The 17,611-nt window shown below is 38.0% G+C and carries 14 protein-coding genes and 7 pseudogenes; 5 read left to right on the top strand and 16 right to left on the bottom strand.

The features are described 5' to 3' along the window. Nucleotides 1–366: 366 nt before the first annotated feature. Nucleotides 367–1,053 carry a hypothetical protein gene (locus ASC84_RS08655; protein WP_227515118.1) on the top strand — a complete coding sequence of 229 codons (687 nt, stop codon included), beginning with the start codon at nucleotides 367–369 and terminating at the stop codon, nucleotides 1,051–1,053. On the opposite strand, the pseudogene ASC84_RS22265 reads toward ASC84_RS08655, so the two are convergent. The 4 genes and pseudogenes from ASC84_RS22265 to ASC84_RS23230 form a co-directional block, all read right to left on the bottom strand. Next, nucleotides 1,021–1,248 (bottom strand): annotated as a pseudogene (locus tag ASC84_RS22265) (IS5/IS1182 family transposase); the annotation flags it as partial. The gene ASC84_RS08655 and the pseudogene ASC84_RS22265 sit on opposite strands and share 33 nt — an antisense overlap. A 1-nt stretch (nucleotide 1,249) precedes the next feature. Continuing rightward, a pseudogene (locus tag ASC84_RS23240) lies at nucleotides 1,250–1,567 on the bottom strand (transposase); the annotation flags it as partial. Nucleotide 1,568: 1 nt separating this feature from the next. Next, nucleotides 1,569–1,945: pseudogene (locus ASC84_RS23235) on the bottom strand (IS5 family transposase); the annotation flags it as partial. Nucleotide 1,946: 1 nt separating this feature from the next. After that, nucleotides 1,947–2,332 (bottom strand): IS5 family transposase (locus ASC84_RS23230; RefSeq protein WP_227515117.1); only part of this gene is annotated, 386 nt, incomplete at its 3' end. Between the two features lie 190 nt (nucleotides 2,333–2,522). Here ASC84_RS23230 and yddG point away from each other — a divergent pair. After that, entirely contained in the window at nucleotides 2,523–3,425 is a 903-nt protein-coding gene (gene yddG / locus ASC84_RS08645; protein ID WP_056513700.1) for an aromatic amino acid DMT transporter YddG, read from the top strand. 44 nt (nucleotides 3,426–3,469) lie between these two features. Here yddG and ASC84_RS08640 read toward each other — a convergent pair whose 3' ends face one another. The 9 genes and pseudogenes from ASC84_RS08640 to ASC84_RS08605 form a co-directional block, all read right to left on the bottom strand. Then, the gene (locus tag ASC84_RS08640; protein ID WP_056513697.1) at nucleotides 3,470–4,084 is read right to left on the bottom strand and encodes a MarC family protein; all 615 of its coding nucleotides are present in this window, start codon (nucleotides 4,082–4,084) and stop codon (nucleotides 3,470–3,472) included. A 593-nt stretch (nucleotides 4,085–4,677) separates the two neighbouring features. Beyond that, a pseudogene (locus ASC84_RS23225) lies at nucleotides 4,678–5,216 on the bottom strand (hypothetical protein); the annotation flags it as partial. Nucleotide 5,217: 1 nt separating this feature from the next. Then, a pseudogene (locus ASC84_RS23220) lies at nucleotides 5,218–5,595 on the bottom strand (hypothetical protein); the annotation flags it as partial. Between the two features lie 204 nt (nucleotides 5,596–5,799). Next, nucleotides 5,800–6,153, bottom strand: coding sequence for an ethanolamine utilization protein EutQ (locus ASC84_RS08625; protein ID WP_056513694.1), 354 nt, complete (start codon nucleotides 6,151–6,153; stop codon nucleotides 5,800–5,802). Between the two features lie 13 nt (nucleotides 6,154–6,166). Beyond that, nucleotides 6,167–7,483 (bottom strand): FAD-binding oxidoreductase, encoded by a 1,317-nt coding sequence (locus tag ASC84_RS08620; RefSeq protein ID WP_056513693.1) that lies wholly within the window; start codon nucleotides 7,481–7,483, stop codon nucleotides 6,167–6,169. An 11-nt stretch (nucleotides 7,484–7,494) separates the two neighbouring features. Further along, the gene (locus ASC84_RS08615; protein WP_227515121.1) at nucleotides 7,495–8,700 is read right to left on the bottom strand and encodes an FAD-dependent oxidoreductase; all 1,206 of its coding nucleotides are present in this window, start codon (nucleotides 8,698–8,700) and stop codon (nucleotides 7,495–7,497) included. After that, nucleotides 8,689–8,850, bottom strand: a pseudogene (locus tag ASC84_RS23215) (rubredoxin); the annotation flags it as partial. The pseudogene ASC84_RS23215 and the gene ASC84_RS08615, both read right to left, overlap by 12 nt. 28 nt (nucleotides 8,851–8,878) lie before the next feature. Next, entirely contained in the window at nucleotides 8,879–10,309 is a 1,431-nt protein-coding gene (locus tag ASC84_RS08610; RefSeq protein WP_056513685.1) for an aldehyde dehydrogenase family protein, read from the bottom strand. A 1-nt stretch (nucleotide 10,310) separates the two neighbouring features. Next, nucleotides 10,311–11,501, bottom strand: coding sequence for an aromatic ring-hydroxylating dioxygenase subunit alpha (locus ASC84_RS08605; protein ID WP_056513682.1), 1,191 nt, complete (start codon nucleotides 11,499–11,501; stop codon nucleotides 10,311–10,313). 321 nt (nucleotides 11,502–11,822) lie between these two features. On the opposite strand from ASC84_RS08605, the gene ASC84_RS08600 reads away from it, so the two are divergent. Beyond that, nucleotides 11,823–13,487, top strand: coding sequence for a BCCT family transporter (locus ASC84_RS08600; RefSeq protein WP_056513680.1), 1,665 nt, complete (start codon nucleotides 11,823–11,825; stop codon nucleotides 13,485–13,487). Nucleotides 13,488–13,543: 56 nt separating this feature from the next. Here the strand turns inward: ASC84_RS08600 and ASC84_RS08595 are convergent, their stop codons facing one another. Further along, entirely contained in the window at nucleotides 13,544–14,467 is a 924-nt protein-coding gene (locus ASC84_RS08595) for a LysR substrate-binding domain-containing protein (protein WP_056513677.1), read from the bottom strand. Nucleotides 14,468–14,833: 366 nt separating this feature from the next. Between ASC84_RS08595 and ASC84_RS08585 the strand changes: the two genes are divergently transcribed. Together ASC84_RS08585 and ASC84_RS08580 are read left to right on the top strand one after the other, a co-directional pair. Further along, a complete protein-coding gene (locus tag ASC84_RS08585; RefSeq protein ID WP_056513671.1) occupies nucleotides 14,834–15,094 on the top strand; it encodes a hypothetical protein in 261 nt (86 codons plus the stop codon). Then, nucleotides 15,088–15,294 (top strand): annotated as a pseudogene (locus tag ASC84_RS08580) (isochorismatase family protein); the annotation flags it as partial. The gene ASC84_RS08585 and the pseudogene ASC84_RS08580, both read left to right, overlap by 7 nt. 346 nt (nucleotides 15,295–15,640) lie before the next feature. Here ASC84_RS08580 and ASC84_RS08575 read toward each other — a convergent pair. Both ASC84_RS08575 and ASC84_RS08570 read right to left on the bottom strand, forming a co-directional pair. Continuing rightward, nucleotides 15,641–16,582, bottom strand: a complete 942-nt coding sequence (locus ASC84_RS08575; RefSeq protein ID WP_056513668.1) for a hypothetical protein — start codon at nucleotides 16,580–16,582, stop codon at nucleotides 15,641–15,643. 114 nt (nucleotides 16,583–16,696) lie between these two features. Beyond that, nucleotides 16,697–17,611, bottom strand: a 915-nt coding sequence (locus tag ASC84_RS08570; RefSeq protein WP_056513665.1) for a YqaJ viral recombinase family protein, incomplete at its 5' end; no start/stop codon positions are given.

The raw sequence follows: 17,611 nt of genomic DNA, 5'->3' as shown, positions 1-17,611 counted from the left end.
TTGAATTAGTAAAAGTGTCAGTAAAAAGCCAAATTACATTGTTTTATTGCAGAGTAAAACACTATTATTTTGATTTTAAAANTTTTGAATCTATAAAAGTTTGAATTAGTAAAAGTGTCAGTAAAAAGCCAAATTACATTGTTTTATTGCAGAGTAAAACACTATTATTTTGATTTTAAAAGGCTTTGTTGCACAAACCTATCTCTAAAGGCTTATTCAGCAATATAATTCTTAGATGAATAAGCTTGCCCCTAAAAGAGCATGAAAGAATAGCCACCAAAATTCTAGACACATATAACCATCTTTTGATGGTTCTTTTCATAATCTAATGGAGAACGTTGACCATTAGAAGACCTTGCAGTTTATGTGGGTGATATTGTTAAGTTGCACCTTACGCAAGGTATCCCTGAACAAGAAATAGCAATTCTCTGTCCTAGCTGGTTCGATGTTATAAATATCTCAAAAAACATTAGCGCACTAAATATAGGCTTTAATATCGATGGCGTTTTGATTTCACCTATACCTAAAAATCAAAATAACATTTGGCTGACATTAATTCGACTAATGCTGACCAAGCCAAATATCCACAATTACATAAAAAGAAAACGGTACGCTAATGAAATTTCAGAAAAATTAAATGACATTTTCTTTGACGAAGAGGGTATAAACCCTAAAACTATTCTAACTGCAGTTAATGCAATTACCGTGAAATTTGACAAAGAGATTGATCAGTGGATAGAAGAAATTATAGTTAGCTTTTGCGAAAGACTTAGAATAAAACTCACAAAAAATGACTTATTTAATGAAGAGATGAAAAGCATATTGAATGCGACAAGGGAGAGAATGAAGAAGTATGAAATGGACTACAAAGCATCAGACCTAGAAAAATTCTTCTCCTCCTCCACAGGAGTAAAAATAACAACTGCGCACTCCACCAAAGGTGACGAATATGATGTCGTTATATGCACGGCTTTGTTGCACAAAGGCTTGAAAGGCAGAGCCACCCTAAGTGAGCCAAATTTAAGTGGCAACTTGGGTATGAGGGCGACCTAATTCTGTGAATTTATTCAAGACTGCTACGCGTACATAAATCTCGTTCACCTGACTAGGGAAACTCCTTGATGTTAATTTATCGCCTAATAATTTGATGCAATGCATCTTGGTTTCAACCAAACTTCGGCGATGATAGCCAGACCAGTTTTTCCATATAGTCTTGCCCAAATGTTTAACTGTTCGAAGCAGTTCATTNCTGACTAGGGAAACTCCTTGATGTTAATTTATCGCCTAATAATTTGATGCAATGCATCTTGGTTTCAACCAAACTTCGGCGATGATAGCCAGACCAGTTTTTCCATATAGTCTTGCCCAAATGTTTAACTGTTCGAAGCAGTTCATTGCGTTCTAACGAGCTAATCTTTGTATCTTTCCAAGGTTTAGCATTTTTTCTGGGTGGGATTACTGCATGAGCTTGCCGATCGGAAATCATTTCTCGACATTGTTTCGTATCATAAGCTCCGTCAGTATAAACGGAATCGATTGGTTCATCTGGTGGAATCTGATTAAGTAANGTATCTTTCCAAGGTTTAGCATTTTTTCTGGGTGGGATTACTGCATGAGCTTGCCGATCGGAAATCATTTCTCGACATTGTTTCGTATCATAAGCTCCATCAGTATAAACGGAATCGATTGGTTCATCTGGTGGAATCTGATTAAGTAAATGACCGAGTACCTGAGAATCACTGATGTTGTTTGTAGTGAGCTGAACTGCACGTATTTGCAGGGTTTCAGCATCGATACCAATATGTAATTTACGCCATTGTCGACGATATTCAGGTCCATTTTTTTTGCGTTTCCACTCACCTTCACCTAAAAATTTCAAACCAGTAGAGTCAATGAGTAGATGGAGTCCACCACTACTTCTTTGATAGCAAATCGAAATATCAATNCCTAAAAATTTCAAACCAGTAGAGTCAATGAGTAGATGGAGTCCACCACTACTTCTTTGATAGCAAATCGAAATATCAATATGCTTTTGTCTTCTACAAAGGGTGGAGTAATCTGGTGCTGCCCAATCCAAGCCAAAAAGTTGAATGAGACTTTGAACAAAGCCAGTGACCATACGTAAAGACAGACGGAATAAGGATTTAATCATTAAACAACATTGGATTGCTGTATCTGAATAGGTTTGATTTCGACCTTGTTTGCCATGCGGTTGTTCATACCACTGAGTATTTGGATCAAACCAAATGGCAATATTTCCACGATTAATGAGAGCTCGGTTGTATGAAGACCAATTAAGAGTACGGTAAATTTTAGGGCGAGGCTTATTCATTTGAAAATTATAGTGTGGAATCAGCCTTTAGAGATAGGTTTGTGCAACAAAGCCAAAATAGACTCAAACTTTGATAAAAAAATATCTATAAGAAAAACTCATTAATCCATGAAAAATCATCATGTGAATTTAGCTTCTCAACTACTAAGTAAAAAATTATTATTAGTTTTATTTAAATCAGTTAACTCTAATGAACCGTCAGATTGCAACCAGCATAGGTATTTTAGCGCTCTTATTGTGGTCTACCTTAGTCGGTTTATTAAGACTATCAACTGAAGTATTTGGCCCCATCTATACGGTCACTTACGTCTATACATTAAGCGCAGTAATTCTGTATTTTTCTTATGGACTACCTGATTTTAAAAAGGTTTCTAAACAATTTTTAATCGTATCCAGTCTGCTATTTGTTATTTTTGAATTGTGCTTTGCATTCTCAATTACGTTAGCAAAGTCATCTGAAAAATCGATTGAAATGAACATCATTTTTAGTTTATGGCCCACCTTAATCATTTTAATGCTTGCCTTTTTAAAAGAAGAAAAAGTAAATTATTTGACCATAACAGGAGTGCTTGTTAGTTTTTCAGGCATTGTGATGATTAACTATCACCCTGGAATTAATTTCATTGATAACTTTTATAAAAATCCCATCAGTTATTTATTAATATTTTTAGCATCATTACTTTGGGCTGTATATTGTATTTATACCAAAAAGCATAGTAATGGTACGAATGCTATATCGTTGTATTTTATACTAACCGCAATAGCTTTATGGATACTTACTTTTGCGACCCAAGGTATTCATTTACCGCATATCAGTGGCATAACTAGTTATATCTTCATCTTGATAAATGCTTTGTTTTTTGCAATGGGGTATTTAGCATGGAATGTCGGCATCATTAAAGGGAATATGCCAGTTTTAGTAATGCTTTCCTATTTTTCACCAATGCTCTCATCAGCATTTTCAGTTATAGTTTTAAATTCAAGTTTATCTACCAATTTTTGGTATGGTGCAACTACTGTAACTATAGGATCAATTATCTGTTGGCTTTCAATTCGTAAAAAACAAGCACCTCAAATAAAGCTAGCTACTTAATCTTCTATAAAAAAACCAAAGAAACTCTTTGGCTTTTAAAATTATTACACCTTTTCAATCAGTTTAGTAATTCCGTTAACAATCATATCAATAGCAATTGTTCCAATTAATAAGGCGGCAAGCCTTCCAACAATATCAAAATAGCGATCAATATATTTTGCATGACTAGACTTTAAGTGGTCATGCGATAGTTTCATGATGATCAGCACACTACAAGTTAAAAATAATGTGAAAGCAATAATAAGAGCAGCTTCGCCAATCGACATGCTCATTCCTGTGACAACCGCTGCACTGATTGTCCCCGGTCCAATCATAAAAGGCATCGCGACTGTTCCAGCAAGATGCTCAGGTGCAGCTCGCATTACTCCGATAGTCTCAGCCCCTTGAAAGACAAATCTATAGCCAATGACTAGAAAAATTAAACCTCCAAAAATTAAAAATGATTCGAACCGTACATTTAAATATCGACTAAAAATCGCTTCACCTCCCCATGCAAAAAGAAGAAAAACGACATATGCAATTAAGCTACCTTGTATAAGCGCTCGATTAAACACCTTAGTTTCGGTGTGTCTAATCAATCCAATCATGTAGATACTCATCAAGAATGGATTTAATAAAGAAAAGAATAAAATAAAGGTCGTTAAATAAGGTGAAGTCATTATTGTATATCCTTAAAACCAGTTCAGGAAGTTAATAACTTCCTGAAAAATTTGAAAAAGCATGTACCTATTTAGGTCTGAAAAACAGTTGATGATTTTCTAAAAGCTATAAACCAACATGACATTCAAAAGCTTGTTCCACTTGCCATCATCACCAGCTGCCAATGAAGCACCTGTTCCGCCTACAAATGGGTCGTTCTTACTCATTAAGTATTCGGTATATAACGTGACATTTTTATAATCTAATGCGAAGCCAACAATATTTCGCTGTGAGTCATCAAAACCTTGTTCTTTTTTATTGAACCCACTGAACACCATATACGGGGTCACGTTGAGCAAATCTCGGACATTCTTAAAGACATAACTTGTGTCTACAGTGTAGAAATAACCTTTATTAGCAATATCGTACTCCCCATCGAAAGAACCAAAAGTTGAACTATGAGGACTCAACGCATCTTTATTACTAATTGATTGTTTACCGCCTGTAAGGACTACATTTAAATTTTTATAATTAATACGATTAAATAGTGCCCATGTATTTCTTGAGCCATCAGCTGAGGTTTTCTTATTTTCAATATCTGAGTACCAGTAANTCCTTATTGTTAATTGATTGTCTTCCACCAGTGACGACAACATTTAAATTTTTATAATTAATACGATTAAATAGTGCCCATGTATTTCTTGAGCCATCAGCTGAGGTTTTCTTATTTTCAATATCTGAGTACCAGTAACTTCCTCCTACTGATACTTTCAGATCATCTGTACTAAGAAATTTAAGATCTTGATCTACCCTTGCCATCCACATATTTTTTTCATGAAGATTCGTTTTTAATGGATCAGAAGATTTGACTACATTGGCAGTATATCTAGCAGAATCTGTACTTTGTCCATGATAATTACCGCCATCAGTTGCAAAATATGCTAAATCAATTTTAGTGGCAGACGGTAATTCAAAGTGAAAATTTACCCCTAAATTTGAAGCGTCCTGTAAGCCCATGGTGTAGTTAATACCAGCATAAAAGCTAGTATCCCAAAAACGACCTGGTCCAAATGGAATCGGTTGTACACCCACAGTGATATTATCCGTTGAGTTTAAGTGATATCCCGCATAACCATATACCAAAGTTGAAAANAAAACGACCTGGTCCAAATGGAATCGGTTGTACACCCACAGTGATATTATCCGTTGAGTTTAAGTGATATCCCGCATAACCATATACCAAAGTTGAAAAATCACAAAAGGTATCGTACTGATAACACCGATATTCAGCTTGTCCAAACCAATCTGGGGACTCATAAGCTAAGCGTAGAATTGCAGCATCAAATTTTATTTTTTGATCTGAGGCAGATTCACCATAGTGTTTTTCTTGGTAGTTGGCACGGACCGCTCCTGAGACCGTCAATGCACCCGTCTTAGTTTGTGAGTCACCAAATGTCATGCCAGCAAAAGTAGGCATTACCATCCCACAACTCACCAAGCCGAATCCGATTTTCAAAAATGTCTTTTTCATTTACATATCCTTGTTTAAATGAAGATTTCTAGAAAGCTATTCCTGCTTTCTAATTTTTTTAGGCAACACCTATCCCTTCAGGTGAAAATCCCAAATCTGATATTCTTTTAATTTGATTGCTATAGATCTTTTTAGACCTATAGCATAAAAAGTTTAAATAGAAGCGAGTTGGTATTATTTAATGGAAGCTATTTACTCAAGTAATTATGCTAAGCCGTGTAACTCTTTCCAATTTCCTGGGTGTACTACATAGCCAAATAGAGCATGACCACCGTAAATAAGTTCTGTTCCTTCTGGTATCCACAGCATTTGCCCTGGATTTACTTCATATTTATGACCGTTGGCTGTTAACTCAAAGCATCCCTCAATCACAAAAATCACTTCGTCATAGAGCAATTTCCAAGTAACTTCTGCCCCTTCCCAACGCGCAAACCCAATCCCCATATTGGGTGAAACATCCGCACCGACTGCTCTTGCAACATAAGCGGTTCCGTCTGGAGTTTCACCACGTAAATTAAAATCCAGTTTGGCGCTATCAACTAACTTCACTTCTTTCATATCTTTATCCTGATTACAATTCACTACGACTACGCCATTTTTCAAATGCAATACGCGTTTTGACACCAACTCCTAAAAATGGTTCTGGTGGGTTTAAACTTGGCATACCTGTCACATACTGAATATCTTTTAAAGCCGTGGAGTCTGTACCCACGACCAAATCTGCAAGTAGAGTTCCTGAAATAGTTCCCCATGCAGCACCGACACCATTGTCACAAGCACTGGCATAAACACCATTTTCTAATTGACCAAAGAAATTGGTGAAATTACGAGAAATGGCATAAACGCCACCCCACGTATGAGTGAATGGAACATCTGCTAATTCTGGATAGCGCGCTAAATATGCCTTACGATGATCTTCTTGAATCCAACGGCGGGTTTCATCACTCACATTTGCACCATACTTTGGTACATGTTTATAGGTATTCCGAATCAAAATACGACGATCAGCAGTCATACGTAAGGTAGTACCTGCATGATCAGCAGGAGTAAGTCCCCAATCCAATTGGCCATGATAACGCTTCATTTCCTCATCAGTTAAAGGACGAGTCCAACTTGCAAACGTCATAACAGGTAACAAACGATTCTTTAAGTAGCCAAATTCTTTTGTAAAGATGCTGGTAGCCAATAGTACTTTAGGGGTGGTTATTGAGCCATGATCACCTTGGAGTACCCATTGACCGCTCTCCTTGTTCAAACTACGAACTGGAGATTGCTCTAATAATTCAACATTTTTAGGTAGATGCTCACCCATACCTCGGACCAAAGCTGCTGGCTGCATTAAATAAGAACCAGGAGTAAAAATCGCTCTACAGTAATAATCAGTTCCTAAAACCTTTTTCAGCTCTTCTTTTTCCACCCAGCGAAACGGCTCGCCGAGATCTTTCATCAAGTGTTCAAAGTGATTAAGATGTGCTTCACCTCGTTCACCTATAGCTCCCTGATATTTACCTGCAGCTGACCATTGGCATTCAATATTGTGTTTCTCCACCAAACCTTGTAATTGTGAAATTGCTGCTCGATTCAGGCTTAATAACTTTTGCTTATGTGCTGGGTCTGGATGACCTAATGCAAATTTATGTGGTAAATCAATCACAAAACCTGAATTTCGACCAGATGCACCTTCTGCCACACGTTGTGCATCAATTAAAATAATGCGCGCATTTGGTTTTAACTCAGCAAGACGACGTGCCGCCGCTAAGCCAGCAAAACCTGCACCAATAATTGCATAATCGGCTTTTTGTGTACCAACTAACTTCTTAGCTGGTGCTGCTGAAGGTAATGCTGCATACCATCCGCAAGTATTATCATCATTCGGTAAAGCAATCATCTTGTTCTTCCTTAAACTATTGATGGTTGATGGGAGTTCAGTTTTGCAAGCCATTGACTACGAGTTTGTTGCAACTGACGCCCCAATAATGCAAAGCCAGTTAATTTACCTGTAGCATCATAAAAACCTGCACTCCATTCACCATCATGCTGCTCAACAAGCCATTTCCCATCACCCATTGCTGGTAACAGTGAAAGCGGTAAGATTGGCGTTTTTACTATCACAGGGCTTTCTTGTAATTGAGTCTTTTGAGCTTTACCTAATAAGTTATCTGTTAAAGCAGGAAGCGCTTGATTAATCGGACTTATGTAAGGCATCCAATGACCTTCTACTTCTGCACAGTCACCTAAAGCAAAAATAGATGTGTCACTCGTGCGGTGATCTAAGCTCGTACATATCCCGCGTTCTGTATTTAAACCAGCGGCCTGCGCCAATGTAATATTTGGACGTAAGCCCACCGCACTTAGGACTAAATCCGTCTCAAATAACTGCCCATTTTGTAATTGAATTTGATAACGATCATTTACCTTCTGAATTAACTGAATACTATTCTGTAGCTTCCATTCAACCCCAAGTTGGCTAAGTGCATTTTGTAAAGCATGACCTAACTCTTTTGGAATCAGGCGTCCCATTACCGATTGACCTAAGCCAACGACTGTCACCTTAATGCCATGAGCAGCGAGGTCATTAGCAAATTCACATCCGATTAACCCATCACCTAAAATAGTGACATGTTGTTTACCAGCTAACTTCTCGCGGAAAAGGCGGTAATCGGCTAAATCATTTACGCTATATACATCAGAGGTATCCCCCTGAATTGGAATGGTTATTGGACTTGCGCCAGTCGCTAAAACTAAACGTCCATATGGATATTCACCAATGGAGGTATGAATTTTTTTATTCACACGATCAATATGCTTAACATGAGTATGAGCATAGATACGTACATTTAAACGTTGTTCCCAACTTAAAGCCGTCTCTCGCACCAAACTTTCCCCATCTTTACCTAATGCCAAAGCATTCGACAAAGAGGGTTTGCTATAAATTGCACCATCATCTGCTGTAAATAGGGTAATGGACACATCTTTTGATTGATTACGTAATGCTGTAGCCAATTGATACCCAGCATGACCACTTCCAATAATCACGATTGGTTCAATTACATTCAAACTAGCAATTGCAGGTTCTTCAATAACATCATCTGTGATATCAAGCATTTCAAAGTCAGCTTTTCCAACCTGACATTCAGGACACATCCAATCTTCAGGAATGTCTTCCCATTTGGTACCCGGAGCAATTCCGTCGTCAGGCCAGCCTTTCGCTTCATCGTAAATCCAGCCACAGACAATACATAACCACTTTCTCATCGTGTCTATTTCCCTTATTTCTTACAAATTACACGCTATGTTTCAAACGGATACCGATATTGCGCGTTTGAACATAACTGTATATGGCTTCCTGCCCTTTTTCACGACCAAACCCAGATAAACCGACTCCACCAAATGGAGTTTCGATACCACCAGCAAACCATTCATTAATAAAAACTTGACCAGCAATAAGTCGGTTTGCTACTCGAAGTGTTTGATTCAGATTTTCACCAAATACACCTGCAACAAGTCCAAAGTCCGTACCATTGGCGATTGCAACTGCTTGGTCTTCGTCATCGAAAGGCATGACCACCATCACAGGACCAAAAACTTCCTCTTGAGCAATCGACATGTCATCTTTTGCTTCAATAATGGTAGGCAGGACGAAGTAACCTTCTAGATCTGCAACTTTCCCACCCGTCAAAATATTTGCACCTTCTTCACGTGCCTTATCAATCATGGCAAGGATTTGTTGTTGCTGATCTTTTGATACAACAGGTGTCAGTTCAGCATTACTTTCACCAATACCTACGGTTAAACCCTCTGCGAGATTAACTACAGCTGCTTTAACTTCTTCATAGCGGCTGCGGTGCACTAATAAGCGAGACATCGCTGAACAAACTTGCCCAGAGTTATAGAAGATTCCGACTTTCACACTACGTAGTAACTGCTCTAGATCAACATCTGCAAAAGCTATTGCAGCAGACTTACCACCTAACTCCATTACAGAAGGTGTTGCACGTTCAGCCGCATCTTTCAAAATGCGTTGACCAGTAGGTACAGACCCAGTAAATACGATTTGGTTTGTATCTTGATGTTTAACCAGATGGGTACCAACTTCTGAACCTTTACCACATAGTAAGTTCACTGCACCTTGAGGAAAACCTGCTTTCTCAATAGCTTTGATAAGTAAAACCATCCCTAGAGGTGACACTTCTGGTGACTTAATTACAACCGCATTACCAGCTGCTAAAGCAGGTGCTAGCGAGCGTGCACAGATCGAAACAGGAAAGTTCCAAGGTACAATTTGAACTGAGACCCCCATTGGAATATATGAGGTGAAATCAACGTAATCTTTACCTAAAGGTACCGAGATACCTTCAACTTTATCTGCCATACCAGCGTAGTATTCAAAATAGCGGGCTGCTTCGTCGAACTCTTCACGTGCTGTATCAATATTTTTGCCATTTTCTCGACACAGAATTAAGGCACCTTCTTCAGCAATTTCACGAATTGCTTCTGCTGCTTTTAACATCCACGCCGTACGTTTTGCAGGACGTACATCAGTTAAAGCGCCGCTATTCACACAACGTCGAGCCGCTGCCATCGCGACATCTGCATCTTCAATACTTGCACGAGCAACTGTTGCAAAAACTTTATCGGTTGCTGGGTTGATAATTTCCAATTGGCGAGAAGAATCTCGCCATTGACCATCAAAAAAGTTGAAATAGTGTTGCATGCTATGCCTCCAATGCCTTTTTAGCTTGAGTCGCTAACCATGTTTGGAAGAAGTGAGTTGGTAGATCCATTTCAGGAGAGAAAACACCTCCACCAAACCCTGGGGAATGACGACCTTTCTGCATCGTTTCAACTGCAAATACGTCTTCACTAAAGACTACTTTCCATGATTCTAAAGTTGCTTTGCGGCATTCATCATATTTAGGATCCAATGACTCGTCGCCAACATAATACAAACGAAGATTTTCAATCGTTTTTTCAGGTGCAACTGGGTCTAACATAATCGCAAAGGCATGATCAGCCTGAATACCAATAAGTGCATTTGGGAAAATAGACAAATATTCTGCTTGGCGTAATTTATCTTCTGGCCAGCTTGGGAAAATAGGTAAACGTGTCCCTGCAGTTGCTGATAAATTGTATTTATAACTACCTTGGCCTGAGAAGCGCTCTTCGATCATAATGTTGTAGTGATCTTCAAGCTTTGAGTAAGTATTTAAGGCCGGGTGTACCCAGGGCAAATGGTACGCTTCACAGTAGTTTTCAACTGCAAGTTTCCAGTTACTTTTTACAGGTAGTTGAAAAGTTGAACCGATTTTACTGGTACGAATTAAATCTAAATCATTTTTACCTAAGAATTCTTTCCAACGTTCTGTAACAGGTGCAATATGTTCTTCAAATGATGGAGCATCCTCAGAAATATTAATGAATACCATGTCCATCCAAATTGCTGAACGGAGTGCTTTTAAGCCATGCTTTTCACATTTGAAACGTTCATCTTTATGTTGGCCAATACCACCAACATGAGGCGTACCTTTTAAATTACCATTTATGTCATAGCTCCAAGAGTGATATTGGCAACGAATCACACCTTCAATGATGCCTTCTTCTTGTACCAATATCATTCCACGGTGACTACACACATTATGGAACACGTTCACAACACCTTCTCGATTACGCATCATTACCAATGGCATACCCATAAAATTTACAGGCTTCACGTAATTGTTTTTAGGTAAATCTGAGGAAAAACCGATACAAACCCAAGTTTTACTTAAAATATTGTCACGTTCAAAATCAAAATATTCATTGCTGGTATAGACAATGTTTGGCATACCACTTGATTCAGTAATCGGGTTTAAAACATTGTCGACTTGCTGAACCGTAATAAGTTGCTGACTAACTTGACTATTCATCTGATAATCTCCATTTACTTTGAATAACGCAGTGCTCCCTGCGTTGGTATTAACTACTCGTTAGCACCATGTGCTGCTTCATGGAGATTGTGTTCAACATCCTGATGATAGACAAACGACTTTTTTGATCGGTACACATGAGTTTTAATCATGTATTTCTTTAACATTGAGTTACAGATTAAAAAAAGGACTTATTACAAAAACTCACTTGGAGATGAGAATAAATGGGTTGAGGTCGCCTCATGTATATCTCTACTCTTTTGTGATCTGCACAAACAGTTAACAGGCTGTTAGCTGTTGCAACGCATCCAAGGAGGAGTTATGCGTACTACATCAGGAGTCCTTTCTGGACTAAATCCGACTGTCTCAATTGGCGCTAAATTATTACTTTTTGTTTTTATTTCTTTTTGTATTTTCCAAGAACAACAGGCTGGTAAGTACTTTGAACTCATTGCAACTGCACTTTTGCAAAATGCGAAGTGGTTTCTGCTACTCCTGGCTACTTTTTTATTAGGTTTTCTTATTTATCTTTGCATGAGTCGTTTTGGTCATATCCGCTTAGGTAAAGATAATGATAAACCTGAATATAGTAATATCGCTTGGATTTCGATGCTTTTTTCATGCGGTATGGGTATCGGTCTAATGTTTTGGTCCGTTGCTGAACCAATTAGCCATTATGCAAGCAATCCTTTTACTCAAGGTCTATCAGATGAGTCTGCCAGAATGGCAATGCAGCTCACTTTCTTTCATTGGGGACTACATCCTTGGGCATTATTTTGTCTTGCAGCTGTAGCTTTAGGCTATTTCTCATATCGTAAAGATTTACCCTTTGCAATGCGTTCAGTTTTATATCCTCTTATTGGCGATAAAATCTATGGCCCTATTGGTAATACCGTTGATATTATTACCATTGTTATTACTGCTTTTGGTATTTCCCAATCTTTAAGCATGGGAATTCTTGAACTCAATGTCGGGTTAAATCACTCATTTGGCATTGCTGTTGACGTCAAGATTCAGTTGCTCATGGTATTTATTCTATGTGCATTAGCCACCATTTCATTGATGTCTGCAATTAGTAAAGGTTTTAAAATTATTGCTGAAGGTAATATGATTATTTCTTACCTTCTAGTTTTTATTATTATTTTTATTGGCGCTACGCGTTATATTTTTAATACCTTTTTTGAAGGTGTTGGTGATTATCTACAAAATATTATTGGTATGAGTTTATGGAGTGACGCACAAAAAGATACGGGCTGGCAAAACTGGTGGACTGCTTATTATTGGCCTTGGTGGATGACTTGGGCTCCATTTGTAGGGTTATTTATCGCTCGTATTTCTAAAGGTCGCACTATTCGTGAAGTTATTCTCGGTTCACTTGCAGCACCAACCTTACTGACTTTTATCTGGATCGCTGCATTTGGTGGTGCCGCACTGAATATTGAAAAAAATAACAATCAACCACCAGCACACGAAGTTGTCGTAAAAACAACTGAACCAAGCAATACTGTTAAAGACCAAATAGTTACACACGAAATGACAATTGCCGAGGCCACAAAACAAGATCCTGCTCGTGCAGTCTTTGTTTTCTTTGATCATTTAACACCGAATCATAATACTCAAGTTTTTCTTAGTGCACTCCTTTGTTTACTTCTAGCCATTCACGTAATAACCCTAGTGAACTCTGGAACATTAGTATTGTGCTTTCTAGATTCTAATGGTGATCCGAATCCCTCAATTAAAATACGTTTAATTTGGAGTATTATTATCCCATTAATTGGCGGTGGACTCCTACTTGCTGGAGGCTTACAAGCCATTAAGACTGCTTGTGTAATTGCTGGTTTTCCTATTTCAATTTTACTCACAATCATGTGTATATCATTAGTAAAAAGTTTACGACAAGACCCTCAAGCTTGGGTAATGATGCCTGAACATCTTTGCCCTGATGAATTTAAAAAAAAGAATGTAGCTAAGGAAAAAAATAATTAAATATCATATAAAAAGGGATCAAAATGATCCCTTTTTTTAATCACATTTCATCTAAATTATCCTAAGCCTTTTTGTCCAACATGTCCTGGGAGCTGTTCCAACAACCAACTGCGAAATTGTTTAACACTTGAGGGAATTACACCCTTATCTATAGGCTCAAGCATACTGAAGTTTGCTTCTGTCCGTAATACGGTATCGATTGGTCGAACTAATGCACCGCTTTTTAAATAATCATCGACCAATGAACCCCATGCCAAAGCAACGCCCTGTCCATTAATTGCTGCTTGTAATAGCATTGGATAATTATTGATGTTTACTCTACTTTTAGGCTTGACCACAGGATGATTTACTGCTTCAAACCATTCTGGCCATGTAATCCAATCTTTTTGCGAATCATCTAAATACAATAAACTTTTAGCGAATATGCTTTCATATTCATTATCTTCATTGAATTGTGTAAGATAGCTTGGACTACAGACAGGAAATACCTCCTCCGGAAATAAAGTGGTAATTTTCATATCGACGGGCGGTACTCGACAATAAAATAATGCTAAATCAAAATCCATTTTATATAAATCTTGAATATTTTCTGTAGTTAATATTCTTAAATCTATACCTTCATCTTGTTGAAAAGCAGAAATTTTAGGCAATAACCAAAGTGCCGCCATTGCATTCGTTGTAGCAACTGTGACTTGATGTTCGCCCTGCCATTTTTTTATCTCAGCAGTCGCTTGAGCAACCTCTAGCAAAGCACTATAAATGGTTTTATAGTATTGCAATCCTGTAGGGGTTAAAAAAATGTTTCTATTCGCACGAACAAATAACTCCTTACCCAGATATTCTTCCAATTGTCGTATCTGTCGACTAATAGCACCTTGAGTAACACTCAATTCATTTGCTGCTTGAGTGAAACTTAGGTGTCGCGCAGCTGCCTCGAATACAATTAAACTATTCATAGGTGGCAATGGTTTGATTTTCATGGACACTCCTAATTTGTCCTATATTTCCATTTTTAACATAGAGTCCAAGTTAAACTATCACTATCATCAACTCTTAGTTCTTACTTACGTTTATCCTTCCCAAATTTAATCTAGTTTTCCCATAAGAGCTTTTCGCACTAAAATGTCATATAAAGGCTTTAATAAAAAGTGAGAAAAAATATTCAACCTATGAGTTTTAGTCATAATAACTTTTAAATAGTCTAAATATACAAAAAAATCAACTAGCCCGATTCCATCGAAACTTGTCTCTTTAACTAATTTTTGCATTTATTTAATGTCTCTATACTTTCCAGCTTCATATTCGGTTTCAGGCATTAAATTTTGAAAAGAGGCTGTAAGTTTGTTGTGAAATTAAACCCTTTTGTTTTTGCTTTAGGTATTTCAATTCTATTGGTTTCCTTACATGCAAATGCATCAACAACATGGATTGATAACCGTTACGGACATATTACATCCTCAGATAAGAATCAGTATAAGATTGGATTTGGTCATATTTTTGAAAATGATGCAGGTATTCTTGTTTCATCAATATATGATCTTGGTCAACCTTTAAATCATTTTGAAAAAAGTTTTCAAGAAATTGAAGGTTGGTACCATCTGCTATGAGCCATATGTGTGTTGATGCTGCTGTTCGTGCTGCTTCAGATTTTGGTTATAAGGTAAAAGTTATTCATGATGCTTGTGCAACGCTAGACCTAGAATTTAATGGCATCAAAGTACCTGCTGACCATGTCCATGCAACACAAATGGCCGCTTTTGAATTTGCATATGCTCAAGTTATATCAACTGAAGATTATATTAGCTGAGGATGAATATCAGATATCCTACACATGGTAATTAAATTTTTATTGAATATTAAAAAGTTTATAAAAAATCGTGACAATAGTTATCCTATTGTCACGGCTTTTATATTATTTTATCATTTATAATACCTAATATTAAAAAGTCACTTTGTAGCAATGTATTTAAGACTACATTCAGCTTTTGCTTAAAATTGCCGAGTATCAGTTTCAAAAATAGGGAGCCATGGCTTCCAATATCAACAGTTTATTAACTGAATATCAACCCATGATATTTACTCCTAATCATTGATGAGAGCGCCAATTCACTTACATTATAGCGCTCTCTGTAAAAATTTATTTTTGAATACTCTCAGTTAACTGCCCTCACACTCCCCTGCAATCCTTTCTGCATATCCTGCACAAATCCTTCACTCTGATTCGGCTTAGGCTTTACCTTGGTTCTCGCTGTAGTTTCAGTTGGAACTTGTTCAGCACTAACCTCTTGATTTTCATCACCATAAAACTCTTCCACTAAATCCAGTCCCTCCTCAGAATTCACCTCAAATCGTGCATTGTCATAACCGTGACGTGCCATTTGATCTAAGGCAGATTGATTAAATCCAGTTGCTTTACTCTGCTGATCAATTTCCTTAGCTATTTGAATGGCTTGTTGTAAATTGACACCATGTCTTAAAGTTAAATCCACGTAGTACACAGGTGTTCGATAGCTTTGTGTGGTGCTCTTTCCCCTCAAGGTCAATTGCAATGGTAGACATGAAAGTAAGCCATTGGATGCTGCATGATAGTAAGACAAGCGCGCAGCTAAAGTTCGTATGCTGTTAAATCCAGTCGTTCTAAAAATAAATGTACCCAGTTCATCTGACTCATCCAGATTGACGTAAAGTCTGCCATAAGGTTTGCAATTTCCTCCTTGAGCCAAAGGACATAAATCAGGGGATGGACATGGATGTTGTTCAACCCCGCTTTGTCCAATTCGCTGACAAGTTTCGCCGTTACCAGTACAGATTGGTCGGCCAGTTTGTCGGTCAAATAAGGTGTACTCAGCTCGCAAGTTGAGTTCAGGATCATGAAAGATCATCCGTACTGGAATGGTACGAAGTTTTTGATTTGGGGCTTTGGCTCTGAGTTGCTCATCAAGTGGATGCTTCACCCATCCATCCTTACCTTGGATTTGGCTGGTAATGGTGAATTGGTCATCCCGTTCAGGCAGCCGCTTTCCATTTTTTTCAACAACTTTACCAATGCTAATTCTGCCAAGTATCGGTGGTGTAATTGCTAGACCTTTAATCATAGTGGTGTCCTCTTTTCTATAAAATTGAATTGGCATAAAAAAATCCCATGCGCTGAGGCATGGGATTTTTAGTAGGTTTGTTTTAATATTAAGTGGTTGGATATTTTGCTCAGGCTAATCGGTATAAATATTGAAACGCCGTGAGCCTTGTTTAGTTTGTGGAAATTGGTTGAGATACTCAGGATGTGATTTGAGTAAAGCCTTACTATCTAAGCTGATCGAGTCCTTAGACTTTTTCCACGTCACTGAACCATTGCTAAATGTTGCACGTTCAGCCTGTTGCATCTTGGCTTGCAGTTGATGCTTCAGCAGGTCAAATGTCTCTTGACTGCTTTCAATTTGATGGCGTGCTTGAATCAATTGTTCAAATTGTTGATTGGCCTGTTCATCTTGGGTTAAATCTGTGGTCATCAGTGGGATATGTTCAGGATAAAGTAGTTGTAAAGCTTTCGCGGCTGATTCACTGGCATCAGCATCTGGTGGGGTGTCTTTTTCCACACATTCCCAAAAGTGTCGTTCTGCATGGATAATGTGTTGGATCACTGATTCTGAACGAGTCACCTTAAAAATTCGGGTTTCATGCCCACAGATCAGTACACAGATATGCGCGGCTTGCTTACCTGTCACGGCCAATTGATGTTGTACTTGGCAAAGTACATATAGAGGCACGCCATCACGCCATAGTTTTGCGCCGTATTCCCCTGCGGTTTTACATTCAAGTATCTGTACATCTGAATCACCCACCACGGAATAGTCCAAGTTTGCTAACATGAAATGTTTATCAGGTTCAGGGTGTTGCAGGACTGCATTAACTCGACGCACCTTATAATTGGTATGCATGCTGTAATATTCAGCGACTAAAGGTTCAAGCCGTTTTCCCCAGTACAAAGGTGCATGACCTTCACTTTCATCTTCAATATTTTGTTGAATCCGTCCTGTTTTAATCATCCACAGTTCAAGCATTGACATATAGGGATTCAGTCCACAGGCTGCGGCACAATCACTACTGCCAATGCCTTGTTTACGCAC

The organism is Acinetobacter sp. Root1280, from assembly GCF_001425285.1.
Classification (GTDB): Bacteria; Pseudomonadota; Gammaproteobacteria; order Pseudomonadales; family Moraxellaceae; genus Acinetobacter; species Acinetobacter guillouiae.
The sequence above is the reverse complement of the archived record's forward strand: the minus strand, read 5'-3'. Positions and strand labels throughout refer to the sequence as shown.

Bases quoted from the DNA above. Each gene is read 5' to 3' on its own strand.
- yddG (WP_056513700.1), top strand. From the start codon at position 2,523: ATGAACCGTCAGATTGCAACCAGCATAGGTATTTTAGCGCTCTTATTG.
- ASC84_RS08640 (WP_056513697.1), bottom strand. From the start codon at position 4,084: ATGACTTCACCTTATTTAACGACCTTTATTTTATTCTTTTCTTTATTA.
- ASC84_RS08625 (WP_056513694.1), bottom strand. From the start codon at position 6,153: ATGAAAGAAGTGAAGTTAGTTGATAGCGCCAAACTGGATTTTAATTTA.
- ASC84_RS08620 (WP_056513693.1), bottom strand. From the start codon at position 7,483: ATGATTGCTTTACCGAATGATGATAATACTTGCGGATGGTATGCAGCA.
- ASC84_RS08615 (WP_227515121.1), bottom strand. From the start codon at position 8,700: ATGCTTGATATCACAGATGATGTTATTGAAGAACCTGCAATTGCTAGT.
- ASC84_RS08610 (WP_056513685.1), bottom strand. From the start codon at position 10,309: ATGCAACACTATTTCAACTTTTTTGATGGTCAATGGCGAGATTCTTCT.
- ASC84_RS08605 (WP_056513682.1), bottom strand. From the start codon at position 11,501: ATGAATAGTCAAGTTAGTCAGCAACTTATTACGGTTCAGCAAGTCGAC.
- ASC84_RS08600 (WP_056513680.1), top strand. From the start codon at position 11,823: ATGCGTACTACATCAGGAGTCCTTTCTGGACTAAATCCGACTGTCTCA.
- ASC84_RS08595 (WP_056513677.1), bottom strand. From the start codon at position 14,467: ATGAAAATCAAACCATTGCCACCTATGAATAGTTTAATTGTATTCGAG.
- ASC84_RS08575 (WP_056513668.1), bottom strand. From the start codon at position 16,582: ATGATTAAAGGTCTAGCAATTACACCACCGATACTTGGCAGAATTAGC.